This window comes from Paracoccus thiocyanatus, assembly GCF_900156255.1.
Lineage (GTDB): Bacteria > Pseudomonadota > Alphaproteobacteria > Rhodobacterales > Rhodobacteraceae > Paracoccus > Paracoccus thiocyanatus.
Map to the genome: position 1 here is coordinate 1 of NZ_FTMK01000024.1, position 19,447 is coordinate 19,447.

Consider the following 19,447-nt stretch of genomic DNA (forward strand, 5'->3'; position numbering starts at 1 on the left):
GACGGGTGGCCAGCTCCTGTTCCACCTCATCAGTCGCCTTTACGAACGCACCTCGATCATCGTGACGACGAACCTCGACTTCGGCGAATGGCCGACCGTCTTCGGAGACGCGAAGATGACAACGGCGCTCCTCGACCGACTGACCCATCACTGTGACATCGTCGAGACCGGCAACGAGAGCTGGCGCTTCAAGACGCGGGAATGACCGAGACGCCGCTGGCCCGATCCGGTTGCGCTGTATGGAGGCTACACCGCATCGGGCCAGCTACCCGTGCTGACCAAGCGGGGTCATTATTGGGCGCCGAAAGGGGGTCAAAGTTGCGTGCCGATTGACATCCAACGGTGATTCGCCCTTTTCTTATACTCGACGCCCTTTCGTATCATGCTGAAGTCAATCAGTCAAAAATATTCATACGTTCATTCAGCGTGTGAATATTTTGATACGCCTACTTCCGCGAGGCACCGGAAGCCATCTGTCTGAGGCGCGATGGAGTCGCCGGTGTCTGCCTCCGGCAACACCCTCCACAATTGGAGGACAGATCGCCGCGATGGCACAGGCTAAGTGCACAACTGTGCCCATTTTCATGCGCGACAGATCGGGCATCCCGTGCGATCATCGGCCTGCAGCGAATCCCTGCCGTTTTTTGAAACCGTGAAACCCGTGAACCGGGCCGGGCGCGCTGCTGCGGTCGAGGCGCTCAGTGCTTCCTGCCGGCTGATGCCCGGCCCGGCCTTCACCTGCAAGCTGCTGCCTGGCGTCGCAGGACGTGATAATCGGCTAGCATGGTCTCGAGTGCCGACCCGGTCGGCAGCGCCTCGACCTCTGCGGCCGCGCGGCGCTGGAACGCGGCGGGATACTCAACCACGGGCGGGCAGGCGACGTGGTCAGAAGCGACCCTCGCGCAGCCGGTCAAGGAGATCATCACGGTCGCGAGGGCCATCAGCCCCGGCCTCCAGCATCCTTTGACGCGCATTGTTCGTCCTCTCAAAGTTTTCCAGCCGCTCGGCCGCGCGCCCGGCTTTCTCGCCGGTTCGGCGCGCGCCGAGGATGAAGAGCAGGATGGCGGCGGCCAGGGCCAGCCAGGGCAAAGTCCGCCACCACAGCGAGGCGAGAACGGCGATCATCGCCGCCCCCGTTTCCAGTCGTCCAGCCGGGCATAGATCGTCACCGTAATGCCGCCCAATGCCAGCGCGACGAAGAGCCAGCGCAGCGTGTCGAGGTGACCGATTAGCGGTTGCACCGCGCCCTGCGCCTCGGCCAGCGCATCACGCACCACCTCGACGCCAGCCGCGCCCACCGTGCCAACGCCTGCGGCCCCGCCGCCCTTCATGGTGCGGCTGTCGGCCAGGTGCTCGCGGGCCGGGGCAGCATCCGGCGCGAAGCGGCTGACGCGCGCCGGGAAGGGCTCACCCCAGACCCGGGCAGGGCCGGTGTCGATATGGACGAAATTGGAGCGGGGATAGGTGCCGACACCCTTGAACCCGGCCTTGCGGGCGGCGGCGATGAAGGTCTCCGGGTCGTGGTTCGCCATCGAGATATCGAAGGCAGTGCCGTCGAGGTGTTTCGATGCCTTGGCCCCGCCGATGCGCCTGTTGTGTTCGGGGCTGCGATAGGCCGAGTTCACGATCAGCGGCTTGCCCAAAGTCACGCGCAACTCCTGCAGCCTGTCCAGCGCATCCTCATTGATCTGGATCCTGCCGGTGCCGCGACAGGCGATCTCGGCCGGTGAGAAATTCGGCCAGTGCCAGGCATTCGCCGGAACATTTTGCCAGTGCTGATAGAAACTCATGCTGTCTCTCCAAAAGAAAAAACCCGCGCGATGGCGGGGCTGGGCTGATTGGATTGTGGGGAGGTTCAGTCTCGGGCGGGTCCGCTGCGTTCCAGCAGGCGTTTGATGTCGGCGCGCATCTCGCGGAGCATCTCGTTCTGTTCGCGGCGGGTCTCGGAGATGGCCTTGCGGTCGGCGTCGAGTTGCTTTTCCAGCCGTTCGACTTCGCGCAGCGCCGTCTTGCTGGCACCCTCAAGGCGGATCAGCCAGACGCCGAGACCGGTCGCCGCCATGATCGCGCCCCACCAGTCGCGGATGGTGTCCATGAAGTCCTCTCCCATGGGCTCAACCCGGCGCGCCGCAGGTCAGGTAATGGATGGCGATGCGCACCGATCCGCCGGTGAAACCGCCGCCATTGGCGGTGAGACGCACGGGCGTGTCGGTATAGAAGGCGGTGGGGCCGATGACGCCGATATTGCTGCTGCCCACGGCCACGCCGAGCGAGCCGCCGAATTTGGAAGGCTCGCCGGCGATGCCGCAATCATAGGAACTGGCGCCCAGCACCGCGGTGATGGTGCGCGTCGAGACCCCCAGCACGATGGCGCGGTTCGGGATCCGGATGGTGCTCTCGACCGAGGCGCCGGAAAGGCCGGTGAGAGTTTCCTCCCGCACCGCCATGCCGGTGCTGGCGCCGTTTGCCTCTTTCGCAACGGCCACGGCGGCGGCTTGCGCGATGAAACCCATGGCATCGACCACCGGGAGCCAGGTGCTGCCGGTCCAGACCACCAGCTGCGCTTCCGCCTCGATCCAGGCCAGCCAGCCGGGCGCGGGCAAGATCCGCATCCAGGCGCCGTCGATCCAATAGGCAATGCTGCCGTCCCAGCCCGCCCATGCGCCCGTCGCGCCACTGGCCGGAATATAGCGGTCGCCCTCGGCCGGGCTGGCGGGCGGCGCGGCCCGGTCGCGGTCCAGAACCGCAAGCTGCACGATGCCGTCGAGCAGCTGCAGGGCCTCGTTATGGGTGATGTGCTTCTGGGCCTGTGCGGCCATGATGAAGGGCAGCGCGAGGTGCGCTGTTGTGTCAGGCATGGAGGTCTCCTGCTTAGAACCAGAGAGTGGTGACGGGGGCCGCGCCCACGCCGAAGGCCTGCCCGATCTGGGCAATGCTGATGGTGAGCGATGCGCCGGGGCCGAGCAGCGCGCCCCAATCGGCAACCTGCTGCGCGGCGGTGTAAACGGCGGCGTTGGTCGCAGTGGTCAAGGATCTCTTGACGGTTGCCCCGTCGAGGATCTCGACCTGCCAAGACTCGCTGGCTTCGGAGAGGGGCACCTCGACCGCGTTCCAGTTATCCGCCGCCAGCGATCGATCGCGCCGCACCCAGCGGATGGTCAGATCACCGGGCACCCGCGATCTGCGCCATGGCTGTTCGACATGGACCGCCGAGAACGGCCGCAGCCCGACGCCGCGCGGGGTGAAGGGCAGGGCGGTATAGCTGTCGTCGCTGACTGGCTTTGCCGCCGGGCCGATGCGCCAGTTCCACGGCAGGCCCAGATCGGCCTCGTTGACCGGCAGCGGGGCCAGCGCCGCATCCAGCACCACCACCTGCGCGCCGGTTGGCACCATCGGGGCCATATCCGCATCGGTGCCCCGCTGACCGCGCAGCAGGCGCGAGAGGCGATAGCGGCTGGGTGCCAGCAGCTCGGCCGCGCTGAATTGCAGGATCTCCCAGGCCCCGCCGGGCTGCTCGATGGCCAAGGCGTTCTCGCCGCCGAACAGCCGCAGGTCGGTCACGCTTTCCAGCGTGCCGGTCAGCAGTTCCAGATAGACCGAGTTGCCATGATCGAAGCGCGAGGTTGGCCCGGCATAGAGATCCGAGACCAGAGCACCGATGCGCGCCCGGCTGCTGAACGTGGTCAGCAACTCGAATCCCGAATCCTCGGGGCTGCGATATGCGGCCATCTCACCGGGCCACGGCCGCGCATAGGCCGCGATCAGCGGGTGGTGTGGCGCATGATCCTCGCGCAGTTGCGGCAGATCCATGATCTCCACCAACGGCGCGCCGAACACCACCGGCCGGGCCAGATGCGCCGCGCGCGGGCTGCCCGGCGGCAGATCATAGGCGGCGCGGTCCTGACGGATGGTCTCGATCCCGCGCGCCTCGGCATCCGATGCGGTCAGGATGCGCATTTCCGCCAGCCTCCCGTCATGATCGAGCAGAATCACATCAGCCGGATCCAGCGCCAGCATGGAGGGCGGCAGCCGGAAGGATCCGGTCTCGCGGCCGACCCATGCCTCCATCAGCGCCCGGCGGCAGCGCCGATCGGCTTCCTCGGGCGGCACCGCCATCGGGAAGCTGTCGGATGAGACCCGGCTGCTTTGAGGCGTGATGCGGCGGGATTCGACGGTGATGCCGTCATAATCCTCGTCGGCGCGCGCGACCTGCCATTTCAGGGCCTGCGGCAGTTCGGTTTCCTGCCCGCGCGTCAGGTCCATCACATCGCCCGATCCGGCGGACACCATGGCATCGGGCGCGATCACCGCCACCGGGGCGCTGCCCCGCATCACGAAGCGGATCCGGCCCTCGCTCTCGACCGCATCAAACCCGAAATGCCGCGCCAGCATGGTGATCGAGGTCCGAGGCGATTCCAGCGCCGAGATTACATATCCGTCCACCGCGCCGGTCAGGTTTGAGACATCGATCCACGCATCGTGAAGCCCGGCCCGCAGGCAGAGGTGGCGCACCAGCGCCGCCAGCGACACCGCACCCAGCCGGCCGGTCAGCCAGTGACCCAGCCGCCAGTTCTCGCCATCGGCCCAGAGGTCCGACAATTCGGGGAAGAACGGATAGGGCCGCGCATCCCATGTCCAGGCAGCGCACTCGGCGACATTAACCATGCGCCCGGCATATCCGGTCGAGGCCGGGTTATTGGCCGGATCCTTCCAGAACAGATAGGTCGCTTCCAGATAGGCCCGCTGGATCGCATCGTCGCGCCAGCCCCGCGAGAAATGCGGGAAAAACGACTCGGAGGATTTCGGGTCGTAGAACACGTTGGGCTGGTTGGTGCCGCGATCCACGGCCGGGCAGCCGAGTTCCGTGAACCAGATCGGCTTTGACTGCGGCACCCATGCGGTCGGCGATGCGGCCTCGCTGCCGCCGGGGCGGTTGTGGTGCGGGTTTGACCACCACGCGCGGATATCCTTGAAGCGGAACACCCAAGGCTTGCCTACGCCGTCTGTGATGGCCGTCCGGGTCTGGCTGATCCGGTTGGCCTCGCTGGCATAGAACCAATCAAACCCCTCGCCACCGGCGATGTTGCTCTGCAGATAGGCGCGGTCGTAGATCGAGGGCCATGCCTGCGCGTCCGCGTGATCCCAGCCGTCGCGCCAGTCGCTGAGCGGCATGTAATTGTCGATTCCGATGAAGTCGACATTGGCATCCGCCCAGAGCGGGTCGAGGTGGAAAAACACGTCGCCGCTGCCGTCCTGGGGATGGTGCCCGAAATATTCCGACCAGTCGGCGGCATAGCTGATCTTGGTGCCCGGCCCAAGGATCGACCGCACGGCACCGGCCAGATCGCAGAATTGCTGCACAGCCGGATAGGTCGCAGCCCCGGACCTGATCTGGGTCAGCCCGCGCATTTCCGAGCCGATCAGGAAGGCGTCCACGCCGCCCGCCGCCGCGCAGAGGTGGGCGTAATGCAGGATCATGCGGCGAAAGCCCCAATCCGCGCCGCCGATCCATGTCACATTTTCGCCGGAAACCGAGAAATCCGAAGGCTGTGCATTGCCGAAGAAGGCGGCAACCTGCGCGGCGGCCGGGCCGGTCTTGTCCACGGTCCCCGCGAAGCCAGCGGCGGGCGAGCAGGTAATCCGCCCCCGCCAAGGCAGCACCGGCTGGCCGATGGCGGCGGCATTGTCGCTGTAGGGATCAGGTAGGGTGTTACCGGCCGGCACGTCGAGCATCAGGAACGGATAGAAGGTCACCCGAAGCCCGTGCGCCTTCATGTCGCGGATCGCCTCGACAACCGAAAAATCTGCCGGGGTTCCGCCATAGACGGGCTTGCCGTCCTGATGGCTGACCACCTGTGCGGCGCTGCGCCCGATCCCGTTCACCTGCCATTCCGGCGTCGTGGTTTTCTCGGCCATTTCGACCTTGGGCCGGATCGAACAGTTCCCCGCCCGCAGATCATCACCGAACCACGACACCACCAGCGAGGCGCTCTCAATGGCCGGCACCATGAATTCCAGCCGGTCGAGCGAGACCGCCATATCGGCGCTGCCGGCCATGGCGTTCACGTTCTCGGCCGCGCTGTCGCCGCCCTCTCCCTTGCGCACGGTGCTGGTCGCATAGGCAAACTCGCCAGAGGCCGGAATGATGGTGACGGCCGGCACGATCCCCTCGGCCGTGTCATCATCGGCCAGTGGCCGGAACACCTCGAAGGACAGTTGCGGCAGGCGGTTGCCGAAACGCGCCAGCGGCAGTTCCTCGAATACGGCATAGGCGGTGCCGCGATAGGCTGGGGCATGGCCCGCGCCCATCTTCGCCGCAATGAAGGGATCCGGGGTCTGCGTTTCGTCGCCCGAATACCAGCGCCATGTCAGGTCGCTGAGATCGACCACCTCGCCATCGGCCCAGATGCGACCGATGCCGGTGATCGGTCCCTCGCACAATCCCACGGCAAAGCTGGCGAAATAGGTGTATTCGGTGGTGGTGACCTTCGGCCCGCCGCCCTTGCCGCCGCCTTGGCGGCTGGTATTGGCTTCCTCGCGGAAATCGGTGGCCCAGATGATATTTCCGCCCAGCCGCATGCGCCCATAAAGGCGCGGGATCACGACGCCCTCGGTCGCCGAAGTCATGCGCAGGCTGTTCATGCGCTGCCCCTCGATCTTCTGGCCGGGGGCCAGCGCCGAGACGATCCAACTGTCCACCATCGAGCCGATGGTCGAGCCGATCATGCCGCCGATGGCTGCGCCGGAAAATCCGAGGATTGCGCCGCCAAATCCGCCGCCAATGGACGCGCCGACTGCGCCGAGAACAATGGTTGCCATGGATCAGGATTTCTTCTTGCGCCGGGCCGAGACTGAACTCGTGGCCGGGCGCGGAAACAGGAAGGCGAAGGCAATGCGCCTGCGCCATGCCGCGGTCAGCGGTTCCTCGATCACGCCGAGCCGCTCATAGCTGTGGATGAAGCTGTCAGGCCCGGTCAGGATCCCGACATGTTTGACGATGGCGCCCGCGCGCATGCGAAACAGGACCACCGCGCCGGGGCTGGCATCAATCGGGTCGATGTGGATCATCACCCGCGCGGCGCTGTCGGCCAGCATCTCGCGGGTGCCGGTCTCGCCCCAATCGCGGCTGTAGGGCGGGACGGGCAGGGTCTCGGACCCGACCACCTCGCGCCAGATGCCGCGCGCCAGCCCGAGGCAGTCGCAGCCAACGCCCCGGACGCTGGCCTGATCGTGATAGGGCGTGCCCAGCCAGCCGCGTGCGGCGGCAATGACGCGTCGAGGATCGGCGGGCCTCACAGGACGGCCCCTTCATGGCCGCCATCGGCTGAGGCGTAACGCAGAACCGTGTCCTGCCCCGGAATATGCGGGAAGCCCCGGAAATTGACGATATTGGCGAATTTGGCCGCGCAGGTCTCGGCGCGTTTGTCGCAGCCGGCGCGGATCGTGAACCCGTGCCCCGTGTCGATCGCGCGCACGGGCGCTTCCAGCAGCGTGATCGTGACCACGCCCGAGGCCAGTTCATGCAGCATGATCTCGGCCGCGCGGCCTGAATTCGGCCCGGCGGTCCATTCCAGATGCCCGAAGGCGAACCAGCCATTGGCAAACCCACTGATTCCAGAGGCTGTGAAGGCCCGGTCGCGGATGGGATCGACCACCACGCCTGCGCCGCTATAGGCTGGGTCATTGAGATTGACGCCGCAGCGCGCATCGCCCAGCGCGGCGTCACAAGTGCCCTGATAGACCCGGCCCAGCGTCTGGCCCAGAACATGCGCCATGGAGCGAACCTCGGCCACGAATGACGCCCGGCCGCGCCGCAATTCACCGATCGCGCCCCGCCGGATCAGCACCCGCTGGCCGGGCGCATTCCAGTTCACCCGCCAGACCTCGACCAGCGCATTGTCCCAACGCCCGTCGATAATATCGGTCTCGGTGATCCGATCCGAGGTCAGCGCGCCTTCGGCATCCTGCGAATCCACCGACAGATCGGACCCGGCGCGGATTTCCGATGCGGTCAGCCCGCTTTCCGGCTCATAATCTGTGCCGCCAAAGGCCAGCGCCCGGTCGTGATCGGTAAAGCCGAGGGTCATTCCATCAGCGCGGGTGATCCTCCAGCACCACGCCAGCGTGGTCGTGCCATCGTCCAGATGCGCCTGCAGGGCAGGGGAGAGGGTTTTCATCGTCTGGTCCAGTCGCAGCTTGAAATGTAAAGCGTGTGTCTTTACATTATGGTTCAGTTCATCGCAGGAGGGCGCGCCATGGTCGCCGTGACATCCAAGGAGGACGCCCCGCGTCGCTCGCTGATCAATCTTCGCGTCACCCCGCGTGACCGCGATCTGATCGACCGTGCCGCAGCGGCCCTCGGCAAGAATCGCTCGGAATTCATGATGGAGGCCAGTCGCCAGGCGGCTGAGGATGCGTTGCTCGACCGCACCGCATTCCGGCTGGACGCCGCGCAGTTCAGCGCCTTCATGGCACAGCTCGATGCCCCGCCTGCGCCGAATGAACGGCTGCGCAAGCTGCTGGCCACCCCCGCGCCATGGGAGACGTGACGCGGGATATGCAGCCCTTGCGAGCGCCCGAGCCGCTGAGTGACGATCATCTGATCGACAACTTCGCATCCGGGGCACCGACACTTGATACTTGGCTGAAACGCAAGGCCCGCGCCAACCATGTGTCTGGCGCGTCGCGGACCTATGTGCTGTGCCGGGACCAGCGGGTTGTGGGCTTCTATGCCTTGGCGGCCGGATCGGTCAGCCATGATCTGGCACCGCGCAGACTGCGGCAGAACATGCCCGACCCGATCCCGGTCATCGTGCTGGGGCGTTTGGCGGTGGATGTGTCCGAGCAGGGCAATGGTCTCGGCCGGGCCCTTCTGCGCGATGCGGTGCTGCGGATCACGGCGGCGGCGCATGAGGTGGGCATCGCCGCCATTCTGGTTCACGCCCTGAATGATCGCGCCAAGGCTTTCTACATCGAGGCCGGTTTTGCCGAGACGGTGCTGGAGCCGATGACGCTGTTTCTGCGCATCAAGGACGCGCGGGCGCTGATTGGCGAGGGCTGATATCACCGGCGGATTTCCACGAGCGGGATTGAGGTGATCGAGCCGAGCCGCTCGATATCAAGCGTCACGTCGAGCGCATCGCTGTCAAAGCGCACCGGCACATCAAATTCAAAGCCGGCGGTGATGGCGATGCTAGGGCCGGGGGCTGCGGAGAAGGTTACGATCCCGGTGGCGCTGTCCAAGGTCCAGCCCGATGCCAAGGGCGAGCCATTCACCGCGATGATGCTGCTGCCCGCCACCGGCTTGGTGATCGTGCGGACCCAAGTTTGCGCGCCAGAGGTGTATCGCTTCACAAGCTGAAACTCGGTCTGGCTGCCATCGCCGGTGCCGATCACCTGATCTGTTGCGGCCGGCATGCCCGATGGTGCGCAGGATTTGTAATCCGACCAGTCCTTGAACCGGAACCCATGCAGCCGCCCGTTGCGGGCCTCGAAGAAAGCCACGACGGCGGCCAGATCGTCAGTGCGGCGGATGCCATAGGACACGTCATAGCGCCGCCGGCTGTTCGCCCATGACGCGTTGCGCTCTTCGTCGCCCGAGGCCAGTTCAACGATCTGGGTGCGCCGCTCTGGCCCGCCCCGAGCGCCCCGGCTGATGTTGTCCGGGAACCGGATATCGTGAAACGCCATTACATACCTCTCCGGCCCATCGCGACGGCGCGGGCGATATCGGCCCCGATCTGGGCGCGGGACTGGCGGAACGACTCTGCATCGCGCGCAGCGATATTGACGGTGACGCCCTGCCCATAGCCCGCCGCCTCGCGGCGCGAGAGAACCCGCTCGCCCTTCTGCAGGATCGCGGGCACCTCATCCGAACGCAGCCCCGCCCAGCCGCCGTTGTGCATGCGGGGCGCGCCTGCAAATGCCATGGCCGGAACCATACGGCTCGGCCCGCTGCTGCCGACCATCCCACCGGAATGCAGGATGCTGGCCGACAGGCCGCCGAGGCCCGGCATGAACCCGGACAGGACGCCGGCCAGCGGGCCGAGCAGGAAGCGCCGCGCGCCCAGCTTTGCCATATCGGCCAGCATCGAGGTTACGAGGTCGCTGAACGACAGCTTCCCAGTCTTGACGAACTCGCCGATCGCGTTTTCAGCACCCTGAAATGCGTTCACCAGGGCGCTGCCGATATCGCCGCCGATGTTCTGGGCCTTGTCGGCATAGTCGGAGAGCGAGGCCGCGACCGCATCCCAGCCGAGTTTCGCCTCATCCGCGCCTTTTTTTGTGTCCCGGCCTGCTTTTTTGCCAGACGCGCCCGCGCGCCCTGCGGCACCGCCAGCCTTGTCCAGCGCCCCCGCCACACGATCAGCCGCACCTGCGGCATCGTCCAGGGCGTCGGCCCCGTCCTCGCCGGTGGTTGCGACCGCATCCTGAAGCGCCTGCCAGCTTTCCAGCGGCGCAACCGTCGCGGCTGCCAGTTCGCCGGCCGCAACGAGATAGCCGGCCGCTGCGGCGCTTGCCTGATCGGCGAGGCCGCCGAACAGATCGGGGGCCTCGATATAGGTCTGGCCGAATGCGGCGCTGAATGCCTCGGCGGCCGAAGATCCGGCAGCAGAGGCCCCGCCTTCAAACGGGTTGGTGATCCGTCCGAGATTGAACGGGTCCAGCAGCCCGATCTGCGCGCCGCCTTCGCCGACCGCCCAATCGGGCAGCATGGACAGAGCGTTGTTGATCCCGCCGATGAAATTATTGATCCGGGTCACGACGCCGTTCAGCATTGCCTCGACGCCTGCGATCAGCCCGTTCGCCGCCTGAAAGGCAAAGTCACCGATGGCACCGGGCAGCTTGCCCCAGACCGCCTTGACCGCCTCAAACGCGCCCGCCCAGATCGCGATATATCGGTCCACGGCGCTCGCCGTGCCCTTCACGATGGCCTCCAGAACCGTGAATACCAGCGCGCGATAGCCTTCCCATGCCGCGCCGAGCAGCGCAAAAGCCGCTTGAAACGAGGTGCCGATACGCTGCCCGACCTCGCGCGCGAGACCGCCCAGCAGCCGGAACGCCTCACCGATCCCGCCGACCGCCGAGACCAGCTTGCTGAATTGGTGGATCAACTCGCCGGCCGCCACGATGGCCGCACCGATCCCTGTGCGGATCAGGGCGGTGCGCAGGGCGGTCAGCGCGGTGGCGAGGCTGAACGTGGCGATGCGGGCCGCGACGAAGGCCGCGACCCAGCGCCCGGCCATAAAGGCTGCGAAGGCCACCCCGATCGAGGCTAGCCGTTCGAGGTTGTCGGCCACCATGATCAGCACATCCGCGACCATCGAGGATGCGCCCAGAAGCGCGTCCCATGAACCGATCAGCCGAAGCGCGGCGTTGCCGATCAGCGTGAAGGCATCGCCGATGGTGGCGGGCATGCTGTCGGCTTCCTCGCGCAGCAATTCCAGATTGCCGACCAGCGCCGTGCGGATCACATCGCCGGTGATTTTGTTCTGCGGCCCCAACTGGCGCAGGCCGGAAACCGTGGTGCCGAGTTCGGCCGCCAGCAGTTCGGCCAGCCTGCCGCCGCTCTCGATGATCCGGTTGAGTTCCTCGCCGCGCAGGGTTCCGGTCGCCATGGCCTTAGACAGCGCATATTGAACCGCCGACGCGCGTTCCGCCCGCGCGCCGGAAACGACCATGGCGTTGTTCAGCGCCTCGGTAAAATCGAGGCTTTCGGCGGTGGACAGGCCCAACTCGCGTAGCGCGGTGCTGTTCGAGATCCACGACTCGGTTGTCTGGTCGAGGCTGGAATAGGTGCGCCGGGCCATATCGGCCAGCCGTTCCATGACGGCCGCGCCCTTTTTCTGCGATCCGGTGGCCAGATCGACCCGCGAGCGCAGATCGGTCCAGGTGTCGGCATATTGCACCACCTGCCGGATCGAGAACGCCCCGGCCGCAATGCCAGCCAGCCGGCGCAGCATGACGCCGGTGGCATCCACCTCCTTCGTCAGCTTCTGGAAGCTGCGCGCGCCGGCATCGCCGATGCCTTCCAGTTCCGCCCGGACGCGGCGGCCGTTCTCGGCCACCAGCCGAACGGAAACCTTCTTTTCAGCCATCGCCGCCTTCCTTGTTGATCTGCTCGTTGGTTTTGCGGACCATGATTGTCTCGATCACCGGCAGCAGTTCGGCGACCGCCAGCGGCGAAATGCCAAGGGCGCGGCCCATATCCAGCGCCGCGCCCATATCCCAGCCCAGCATCGCGCCGGGGATTGCCCGTGTCTGCCCGCCGATCCGGCCGACCAGATCCCAGACCTGCCAGCCCTCATGCGTCTGGGGCTGGTTCAGCCGCGCCGGGCAATCATCGCAGCGCGCAGGGCAGGCCTCGCAATACCGATCGCCCCCGCCGAAATGCCATTCGGCGAGGGCGGTCAGCCGTTTTTTTCTGATTCCAAAACCAGATGCGGCCCCAGAACCTGCTCCTGAAACGCCTCGAACACCGGCCAGATGTTCAGCAGCGCGTCGATCCCTTCCGGCGTCACCGGAAGGGGCGCGCCCTCATCATCGCCGACGCCCTCCCAATCGGTGACGACGCGGCGGGCGACGGCCTGCGCCATGGCAACCGCCAGCACCTCCTTCGGCGCATCTTCGTCCAGCCCCTCAAGGCTGGCATCGGCGCGGGCCGAGGCCATGATCGCGGTGGTAACCGGGGCCACCTGCAGTCGCAGGCCGGGCAGCAGATCGAGCCAGCGCGGCTCGGCAGACAGGTTCAGACGGATCATGGTCAGTAACTCGCAATATCATTGGTGAGTGTGATGGTGCACATGCGGCCGGTGTCGGGGTCGCGGGCGGCCTGCCAGTCAAACGTGGCCTGCACGCCCTGCGGCCCGCTGATCTCGACACGGGGGCGGGGCAGATAGACCGCATGTGCGGTGAACGTGAGGCTTTCGCCGGAGATCAGCGTATAGCCGAACTCCAACTCGCAATCGGTGCCGGCGATGGCCTGGTTCATCAGCACCATGTCGGCAAAGCGGACCTCGATCTGGCCGGTGAGCGCGGCAATGGTCGGGTTGGCCCCGTCAATCATGCCATCGCTGCGGATGGTCTCGATCCGGTCGAGGTTGTTGGCATAGGTGATCTGCGCCGAGATCACATTGCCCAGCGGCACGCCGTCGCGTTTGATCGAGCCATTGAAGTTTCCGAAGCGGATCAGATCGAGGCCGGCCGGCGTTCCGGCTTGCGATGTGCTGGCGACGGTTTCGCCCTGCGCTACAAGCTGGGCGATGGCGGTCAGCAGCCCCGACCGCTGCATGGTCCAGCTAAGCTGGTTGACCATGACGCCCGTATACATCGCATAGCGCGGCACCTCCGGCATGCCGGTCTCGATTGCCATGGACGGCAGGGTCCAGTTCCCAGACTGGAAGACGTGGGTATAGGGGCCGGGCGATGCGCCGGTAGTGGTCGGGGCACCGAAGGCGGCCTTGAGCCAGAACCCGAACGCTTCGGCATCGATCGGGATGGTCAGATCACCGTCGGAGGTGATCGCGTCCTTGATCGGGGCCAGAGGATCGCGGCCATAGCCCAGCAGTTCCGAGGACAGCAGCGGCTGTTCCGCGCTGAGCGTTGAGGCCGCGAAGGGCATGCGGGTGAAGCCGCTGGCCGGGGCCGTGCCATAGACAGTTTCGAACGCGGCCGCGAGTTGCGACCGCGCGCCTTGTGCGCGTGCCATGGTGGTCTCCTTTGGTAGGGGTTAGGCCAGCGGGTCGTTGCTGGTGTAATGCAGGGTCAGGATCAGCACCGCGGCCTTGATCTTCGGCGCGCCCTCGACGGCCAGATCGGCAGGCTCGGGCGCGTCCGTCTCGATCCAGTCGCAGACCCCGCCCAGCGTCCGGTCGGCGGCGATGGCCATCCCGACGCGCTCGGCCAGCACATCAAACGCCAGTTCAAGGTTCGATGAACCGCGCACAAACAACTCTACCTCGGCGCGGTGCTGCCAATGATAGCGCAGCGGCGAGAGCGTGACCTCGGCATTGCCAGGCGTTCCGTCGCGCAGGATCAGAAGCCCGCCGGGCGGGATGCGTTCGGGCAGAACCTCGTTGCGCAGGATTGTAGCCCCGCCGCCGAGTCCCTGCAGCAGCGTGAAGAGCGCCGACAGGACGGTTTCGCGTTTTGTGGTCATGAGTTCCGTTCCCATCGCGAGACGATTGCGCCCGGAAGGGCATTGAGAGCGGCCCGCGCGGGGCGTTCGAGATCCAGTCGCTTGCGTAGCCTGACCTGCGGGACCAACAGGAAGATCGGCACGGAGGTGAGCCCGCGCCCGGTTTTGGACCGCGACGGGACAGCCCGTCCGTGCTTAGTCAGCCGCGCCTCGGCGATCAGCAGGCTGGGGCCGGCGCGGCGATGGACAAAGATCAGCTTGAGGCCGGTTTTGGCTCGCCATTCGTCAGGCGTGGGCCGTTTGCCGCTGCGGGCCTTCCCGGCGGCCTCGGTTGGGATCGCCAGCCACAACCCGTTTTTGCCCCGGATCAGCGGGCCGCTGTCATGGGCATCGATCAGAACCGGCGCGCGCGTCCAGACCATTGAGGCCGCGTTCATGCTGTGTTTGTGCTTCGGCCAAGTCTCGGAGCGGATTGTCCGGGCCAGCCGCTGGCCCATGCCTGCGCCCACCACCTGCGCGCGCCAGGCTGATTTGAGGGCCTCGCCCGCATCCTTGATCGCAAATTGCACGGCCCTTTCGCCGGCGCGCACTTCCTCGGCCATCAGTGCGGCGATATCGCTGATTTCGACCCGCAGCTTCATGCGGGCCTCAGATCAAGCGTCCAGACCAACCGCTCGCGGTCGCGCATCGGCTTGCCCTGGATCTCGAATGTCTCGCCCTCGATCACGATATGATCGCCAGCCTCGATCGATGGGGTTTCGGCGACCATCACGTCGATCTGCACGGTCTCGGACCAGACCCGCGCGCCGCCATAGCTGGTCAGATGATCCGGCGACTTGCGGATTGCCCGGATGGTGGCACCGGGCGCAACACCGCCCGGCAGCCATGTCACGTCCAGCGCCATGTTGGGATCCGCGAAGATCAGGGTTATGGCGGCGGCGAAGGCGGTCATCAGAGCGCCACGCCATTCAGGCGCACCCGGCCGGTGGTTTCTGCGGCCGTCGCGCCGACTGCAAGGACCGCAATGCCGATCAGGGGGTTTGAACCCGCCTCGCTAGTGCAGCGGTAGTTGGTCGTGTCCCAATAGACCTTTGCGCCGACGGTCCAAGCCTGCGACGGGGCCTTGGGGAGATCATAGATGCCGGTCAGGTTTAGAACGACTGAACTGCCATCATCGATATCGACCGGGCCGGTGCTATTGGCAGCGACACCGAATATCCCGCCTATGATCTGGCCAGTCCCCGCGGTGATCGGGGTGCCCATGGCGATATCGTCCACGAGGACCGTGATGGAGTCTCCCGCCGCAATAAAGTTTTTCATGACATTTCCTTTCGATGTTCCCAATACCGGGGGAATGATGATCGAACGGGACGGGTGATCCGGCCCGCGCTGGTCAGGGTCAGGGTGCTGTTTCTTGTGTCCGGTGCGATTTACTCCTACTTTTGCGGTGACGGAGGTTCCCATGACCGCAAAGATCAGCATCTCGATCACCAACGAACACGCCGCGTTGCTACAAGACGCGGTCAAAAGCGGCGACTACGCCTCTTCCAGCGAGGTGGTGCGCGAGGCCCTGCGCGAATGGCGCAGCCGCCGGATGATCGGCCAGCTTTGGGACGAAGGCATCGCCAGCGGTCGCGCCGAGGGTGTGACCATGACCGACATCAAGGCTGAGGCCCGCCGCCGCCAAGGTCTGTAACCTCGGATTGAGCGATCTGTTCAACCCGCTCTGATCTCACGCCGCCGCGCCGGGGTTTTTCCACAGGCCGCGCCAGTCGATCGCCTTGGCCGCGAAATCGTGGCGTGCCTTGATCTCGATCCCATCGACCTCGAAGCCCATGCGGGTTTCGGTGAACACGCCTTCCTGACCGTCCAGATAGGCGTATTCGATGGTATCGATGCGCGCGGGGTCGGCGGCGAGGAACCACGGATCCTGACCGGCAGCCGGGATCAGGCGCGGTTCCTCGATCACCTCCAGGCGGTTTGCAAAGGTATTGACGCCCGTCGTGCTGCCCGGCGTGGTCGCGGTGACCTGCTTGCGCGCCTCGACCGAGCGGCTTCCGGGCGGCACGAGGATGAAGCGCGGCAGGATCGAAATCAGCCGATCCTCAATCCCCTTTTTCTGGCCGAAGGCGCGATAGGCGGCAGCCAGCGCCGCCTCCGAGACCACCGATGCGCTGCCCAGGTTGCCGTGGGTGGCATGGAACAGGGCGGTGCCGTCAGCCATTGCCGGGTTTTGCATCAGGATCGAATAGACAATATCCGATTCCAGATCGGCAGCCGATGCACCAAACGCAGCCGGGATGCGCGCGAAGGCGTCCAGATCGTCGTTGATCAGCGCCTGCCGGGTGATGGCGATGATCCGGCCATAGGAGGCCAGCGCATAGACCTCCTTGCCCTCGCCGATCGTCCCATATTGGAACTCGCCCGATTCCAGCACCTTTTGCAGGTCAGGTGCGCCACCAAGCTGGGTGCGGCTCACCGGCTTGAAATCGGTGATTGTGGCGCGCCGCGCCCAGGCGGCAAACGTCCGGGGCGTGGATGCATAGGAGTCGCGCAGCGTCTTTCCGGCGACATTGGCGAGGATCGCCGGGAAATCGCCGGTGGCGTGATATCCAACCGAACGCTGCTGGCCCAGCGCCGCGCCGGCCAGTTCCATCTTGGACATGCCGGCGGTGCGGATCCCGGCGCGTTCCAGCGCGTGCCGCGCCATTTCCATCAGTGACAGGCCTCGGAACTCGCGGGCCGCATCCGAGACGGATGCAGCGCCCGGATTGGCGCGGTGCATCAGCGCCTCGCTGACTGCATCGCGATAGGCAGCGTCGGTCGCGCCGGTGCCGCGGGCCTGTGCGGGGGCGGTCTCGACCGTGCGGCCGGCGGTATCGCCCTCGACCAGTTTGTCGAGAACGGCCTCGCGGGCCTCGCCGATCGAGACGCCGCGCGCGATCAGGTCGGTTTGAAATGCTGCATCCAGCCCGTGGCGGGCGCAGAGCGTCATGATGGTGCTGACGCGGGTGCGTTCGGCCGCGCGGATAGCCTCCGCGTCGGGCGCGGCCGGGGCCGTTTCCGAGGCGGCAGGGGTCTGCGTCGGGGTTTGGGCGGTGCGGGTTTCATCGTCACCCGCCGTGGTGTTCTGGACAGTCATATCATTGCCTTTCGGGGTTTCTGCGGCGGGTGCCGCGTTGCCTGCCCTCGTCACGAGGGTGCAGGAGTTGCGCCGGGCATCAGCCTGCCCGCCCTCGGATCGCATGCCGGCACCGGGGTCAGCCCCGATCGCGACGGCAGAGATTTCCAGCGGTTCCCAATCGATAGCGCGGTAAAGCGCCCGCTGACCGCCATCGGTGCGGTCGGGTTTCGCCACCCGCTCGAACTTGTGGACGCGGTAGCCGACCGAGACATTGCGGATGATGCCGGATTTGATATCGCGCCAGATCGGCTCCACCTCATCGCGCTCGGACAGGCGGATGCGGGCGAAGCCCTGGCCGCCCTCAATGCGGATCGATCCATCCTCGACCACGCCCAGAATGTCGCGCAGGCTCCAGGACGAGTGCGAATTGAGGAACGGCGCGCCGCTGTTCAGCCGATCCAGCCGCATCGCATCCGCCGACACGACCAGTTCTTCGTCAAATTCCTCGTCGCGCGCCCAGGAATAGCGGCGCACCTGCGCGCCTGTGGTCCACAGCACCTCGAATGTGCGCGCTGTCTCATCGACAGATTGCAGGGTGCCGGCCCGCCCGATCACGGGCAGGTCGAGGATTTGTTCAGTGTCCATGATTTACTCCTGATTATCCGCGCCGGGCGCGGTCGGATCGGCACTCTGCACGAGGCCCGCCTTGGTGACCTTGCGCGGGTCGCTGTCGAACACGAGGCCGGCCGCGTCGGCTTTCTTGGCGAAATCCGCCCATTCGGTGATGATCTCGGCCGGGTCGTAGCCCCGCCGCGCGATCTGCTGCGGCAGGGTCGAGAACCCGGCGCGGACCTCGAGCAGATCGGCTTGCGCATCCTGCAGCGGATTGACGCTCTCGAATTTCGGCGTCCCCCATTCGGCGAGGATTTCGCCGTCATCGGGCAGCAGGCCCTGTATCTGGGCCGCATCGATAAACCACCGCCAGATCGGCTCGCAGAACATCGGGATGACGGTCTGCCACTGGATCTGTTCGACCATGCGCCGAAACTCGTTGAGGCCCGCACGGGTGGATGAGAAATTCGCCTGCGACAGATCGCCGGTCATCATCGAATAAGGGACGCGGAACCCGGCCGCGATGATATGAAGCTGGGTCCGGTGCCATTCATAGACGCCCGCCGTCGAGGTCGGCTGGTTGAATTTTATGTCCTTGCCGCCGCGCGCATAGGCGATCAGGCCCGGCTCGAACTGTTCGACCCTGTTGCCCATGCTGTCCTCGATCACTGGGGCGATCGATTGCTGATCTTCATCCGCGCCGAAGACGATGCCGACAAGGCAGGCTTCGGTTTTCTTGCGGACCAGTTCGGCATGCTGCCAATCATCCACGTCGCGGATCGCGCGCATGGCCGGTGCGCCCCATGGCACGCCCCGGCTCTGGACCCGCTGCCGCTCGAACAGATGCGCGACCTGATCACCGGCCACGCGAACCGACTCCAGGCGGCGCGCGAAAACCGGCGATCTGCTGCCCGGATGATCGGGGAACATCCAATAGCCGGTGCGCCGGCCATTGCGGTCATATTCGATCCCCTGATCAATCCGCGACCCATCGGCGCGGCTCTCGAACCGTGCGCCGTCGAGGTGATCGGCCTCGCGCAACTCGATACGCAGCGGGACGCCCCGGCCACGCTCGGCGCGGGGCACTGGCCGGGCGATGGCGAATACCTCGCCGCCCTCGATCATCTGGCGCACCGCCAGACCGAGAACCCCGTGAAAATCCGTGTGCCCGTGCTGATCGCAGCGCGCCGCCCATGCGCGCCAGAGATCATCGACCTGTTTGTTCAGAACGGGGTCTGCCGTCGCGGCGCGGGGCCGGATCCCGGTGCCGACGATATTGTTGACCAGCACCTGCACCGCCTGCGCAGCGATGGGGTTGTTGCGCACGAGGTCGCGCATCCGGTCCCGCAGCGCGGCCCCGGCGCTGGAAATCTCGGCGTCGGCCGATGTGCTGCCGGCCTGCCAGCCCGAGGTGCCGCGCCCACGCGCCGCCGCCTCATATCCCCGGCGCAGATTCGAGATTGCGACCCGTGCGGCATAGCGCCGGGCGGCCGAACGCGGCGCGACTGTGGCCAGCGCAGCATCCATCATTCCCCAGCGCACGTCCGGGGTGGTGTCTGTCGGTTTCGCCATGA

20 protein-coding genes and 2 pseudogenes are annotated in these 19,447 nt (G+C 66.1%); 4 read left to right on the top strand and 18 right to left on the bottom strand.

Going from position 1 to position 19,447, the window contains the following annotated elements; translation table 11 throughout:
- Positions 1 to 205: pseudogene (gene istB / locus F3H32_RS14480) on the top strand (IS21-like element ISPkr1 family helper ATPase IstB); the annotation flags it as partial.
- Positions 206 to 885: 680 nt separating this feature from the next.
- Here istB and F3H32_RS14490 read toward each other — a convergent pair.
- The 7 genes from F3H32_RS14490 to F3H32_RS14520 all read right to left on the bottom strand — a co-directional run bounded on the left by F3H32_RS14490 (position 886) and on the right by F3H32_RS14520 (position 8,177).
- Positions 886 to 1,125 (bottom strand): hypothetical protein, encoded by a 240-nt coding sequence (locus F3H32_RS14490; protein ID WP_149766452.1) that lies wholly within the window; start codon positions 1,123 to 1,125, stop codon positions 886 to 888.
- The gene (locus F3H32_RS14495) at positions 1,122 to 1,790 is read right to left on the bottom strand and encodes a YcbK family protein (protein ID WP_149766453.1); all 669 of its coding nucleotides are present in this window, start codon (positions 1,788 to 1,790) and stop codon (positions 1,122 to 1,124) included. The genes F3H32_RS14490 and F3H32_RS14495 overlap by 4 nt, the downstream gene beginning before the upstream one ends.
- 65 nt (positions 1,791 to 1,855) lie before the next feature.
- Positions 1,856 to 2,095, bottom strand: coding sequence for a hypothetical protein (locus F3H32_RS14500; protein ID WP_149766454.1), 240 nt, complete (start codon positions 2,093 to 2,095; stop codon positions 1,856 to 1,858).
- A 19-nt stretch (positions 2,096 to 2,114) separates the two neighbouring features.
- On the bottom strand, positions 2,115 to 2,858 hold the full coding sequence (locus F3H32_RS14505) for a DUF2793 domain-containing protein (RefSeq protein ID WP_149766455.1): 744 nt from the start codon (positions 2,856 to 2,858) through the stop codon (positions 2,115 to 2,117).
- Positions 2,859 to 2,871: 13 nt separating this feature from the next.
- Entirely contained in the window at positions 2,872 to 6,819 is a 3,948-nt protein-coding gene (locus F3H32_RS14510; protein ID WP_149766456.1) for a baseplate multidomain protein megatron, read from the bottom strand.
- A 3-nt stretch (positions 6,820 to 6,822) separates the two neighbouring features.
- The gene (locus tag F3H32_RS14515; protein WP_149766457.1) at positions 6,823 to 7,296 is read right to left on the bottom strand and encodes an NlpC/P60 family protein; all 474 of its coding nucleotides are present in this window, start codon (positions 7,294 to 7,296) and stop codon (positions 6,823 to 6,825) included.
- Positions 7,293 to 8,177: a DUF2163 domain-containing protein gene (locus tag F3H32_RS14520; RefSeq protein WP_149766458.1), complete on the bottom strand. Its 885-nt coding sequence runs from the start codon at positions 8,175 to 8,177 to the stop codon at positions 7,293 to 7,295. Before F3H32_RS14520 ends, F3H32_RS14515 begins: the two co-directional genes overlap by 4 nt.
- Positions 8,178 to 8,225: 48 nt before the next feature.
- Between F3H32_RS14520 and F3H32_RS14525 the strand changes: the two genes are divergently transcribed.
- Positions 8,226 to 8,549 (top strand): type II toxin-antitoxin system TacA family antitoxin, encoded by a 324-nt coding sequence (locus tag F3H32_RS14525; RefSeq protein ID WP_223191469.1) that lies wholly within the window; start codon positions 8,226 to 8,228, stop codon positions 8,547 to 8,549.
- Entirely contained in the window at positions 8,537 to 9,061 is a 525-nt protein-coding gene (locus F3H32_RS14530) for a GNAT family N-acetyltransferase (RefSeq protein WP_223191470.1), read from the top strand. Before F3H32_RS14525 ends, F3H32_RS14530 begins: the two co-directional genes overlap by 13 nt.
- 2 nt (positions 9,062 to 9,063) lie before the next feature.
- Here F3H32_RS14530 and F3H32_RS14535 read toward each other — a convergent pair whose 3' ends face one another.
- The 9 genes and pseudogenes from F3H32_RS14535 to F3H32_RS14575 form a co-directional block, all read right to left on the bottom strand.
- Entirely contained in the window at positions 9,064 to 9,690 is a 627-nt protein-coding gene (locus F3H32_RS14535) for a DUF2460 domain-containing protein (protein ID WP_149766459.1), read from the bottom strand.
- Entirely contained in the window at positions 9,690 to 12,098 is a 2,409-nt protein-coding gene (locus F3H32_RS14540) for a tape measure protein (protein ID WP_149766460.1), read from the bottom strand. The genes F3H32_RS14535 and F3H32_RS14540 overlap by 1 nt, the downstream gene beginning before the upstream one ends.
- Positions 12,091 to 12,240, bottom strand: coding sequence for a DUF7697 family protein (locus F3H32_RS17955; RefSeq protein WP_223191471.1), 150 nt, complete (start codon positions 12,238 to 12,240; stop codon positions 12,091 to 12,093). Before F3H32_RS17955 ends, F3H32_RS14540 begins: the two co-directional genes overlap by 8 nt.
- Before the next feature lie 173 nt (positions 12,241 to 12,413).
- A pseudogene (locus tag F3H32_RS14550) lies at positions 12,414 to 12,761 on the bottom strand (hypothetical protein); the annotation flags it as partial.
- Positions 12,762 to 12,763: 2 nt separating this feature from the next.
- The gene (locus tag F3H32_RS14555) at positions 12,764 to 13,708 is read right to left on the bottom strand and encodes a phage tail tube protein (protein ID WP_149766462.1); all 945 of its coding nucleotides are present in this window, start codon (positions 13,706 to 13,708) and stop codon (positions 12,764 to 12,766) included.
- A gap of 21 nt (positions 13,709 to 13,729) precedes the next feature.
- Positions 13,730 to 14,158, bottom strand: a complete 429-nt coding sequence (locus F3H32_RS14560; protein WP_149766463.1) for an acyl-CoA transferase — start codon at positions 14,156 to 14,158, stop codon at positions 13,730 to 13,732.
- The gene (locus tag F3H32_RS14565; RefSeq protein WP_149766464.1) at positions 14,155 to 14,778 is read right to left on the bottom strand and encodes a DUF6441 family protein; all 624 of its coding nucleotides are present in this window, start codon (positions 14,776 to 14,778) and stop codon (positions 14,155 to 14,157) included. The genes F3H32_RS14560 and F3H32_RS14565 overlap by 4 nt, the downstream gene beginning before the upstream one ends.
- Positions 14,775 to 15,089 (bottom strand): head-tail joining protein, encoded by a 315-nt coding sequence (locus tag F3H32_RS14570; RefSeq protein WP_149766465.1) that lies wholly within the window; start codon positions 15,087 to 15,089, stop codon positions 14,775 to 14,777. Before F3H32_RS14570 ends, F3H32_RS14565 begins: the two co-directional genes overlap by 4 nt.
- Positions 15,089 to 15,619: a DUF2190 family protein gene (locus F3H32_RS14575; RefSeq protein WP_223191476.1), complete on the bottom strand. Its 531-nt coding sequence runs from the start codon at positions 15,617 to 15,619 to the stop codon at positions 15,089 to 15,091. Before F3H32_RS14575 ends, F3H32_RS14570 begins: the two co-directional genes overlap by 1 nt.
- On the opposite strand from F3H32_RS14575, the gene F3H32_RS14580 reads away from it, so the two are divergent.
- On the top strand, positions 15,600 to 15,833 hold the full coding sequence (locus tag F3H32_RS14580) for a ribbon-helix-helix domain-containing protein (protein ID WP_149766466.1): 234 nt from the start codon (positions 15,600 to 15,602) through the stop codon (positions 15,831 to 15,833). The two genes, F3H32_RS14575 and F3H32_RS14580, sit on opposite strands and share 20 nt — an antisense overlap.
- A gap of 36 nt (positions 15,834 to 15,869) precedes the next feature.
- On the opposite strand, the gene F3H32_RS14585 is transcribed toward F3H32_RS14580, so the two are convergent.
- Together F3H32_RS14585 and F3H32_RS14590 are read right to left on the bottom strand one after the other, a co-directional pair.
- Positions 15,870 to 17,906, bottom strand: coding sequence for a prohead protease/major capsid protein fusion protein (locus F3H32_RS14585; RefSeq protein WP_149766467.1), 2,037 nt, complete (start codon positions 17,904 to 17,906; stop codon positions 15,870 to 15,872).
- A gap of 3 nt (positions 17,907 to 17,909) precedes the next feature.
- A complete protein-coding gene (locus F3H32_RS14590; RefSeq protein ID WP_149766468.1) occupies positions 17,910 to 19,445 on the bottom strand; it encodes a phage portal protein in 1,536 nt (511 codons plus the stop codon).
- Between the last annotated feature and the right edge of the window lie 2 nt (positions 19,446 to 19,447).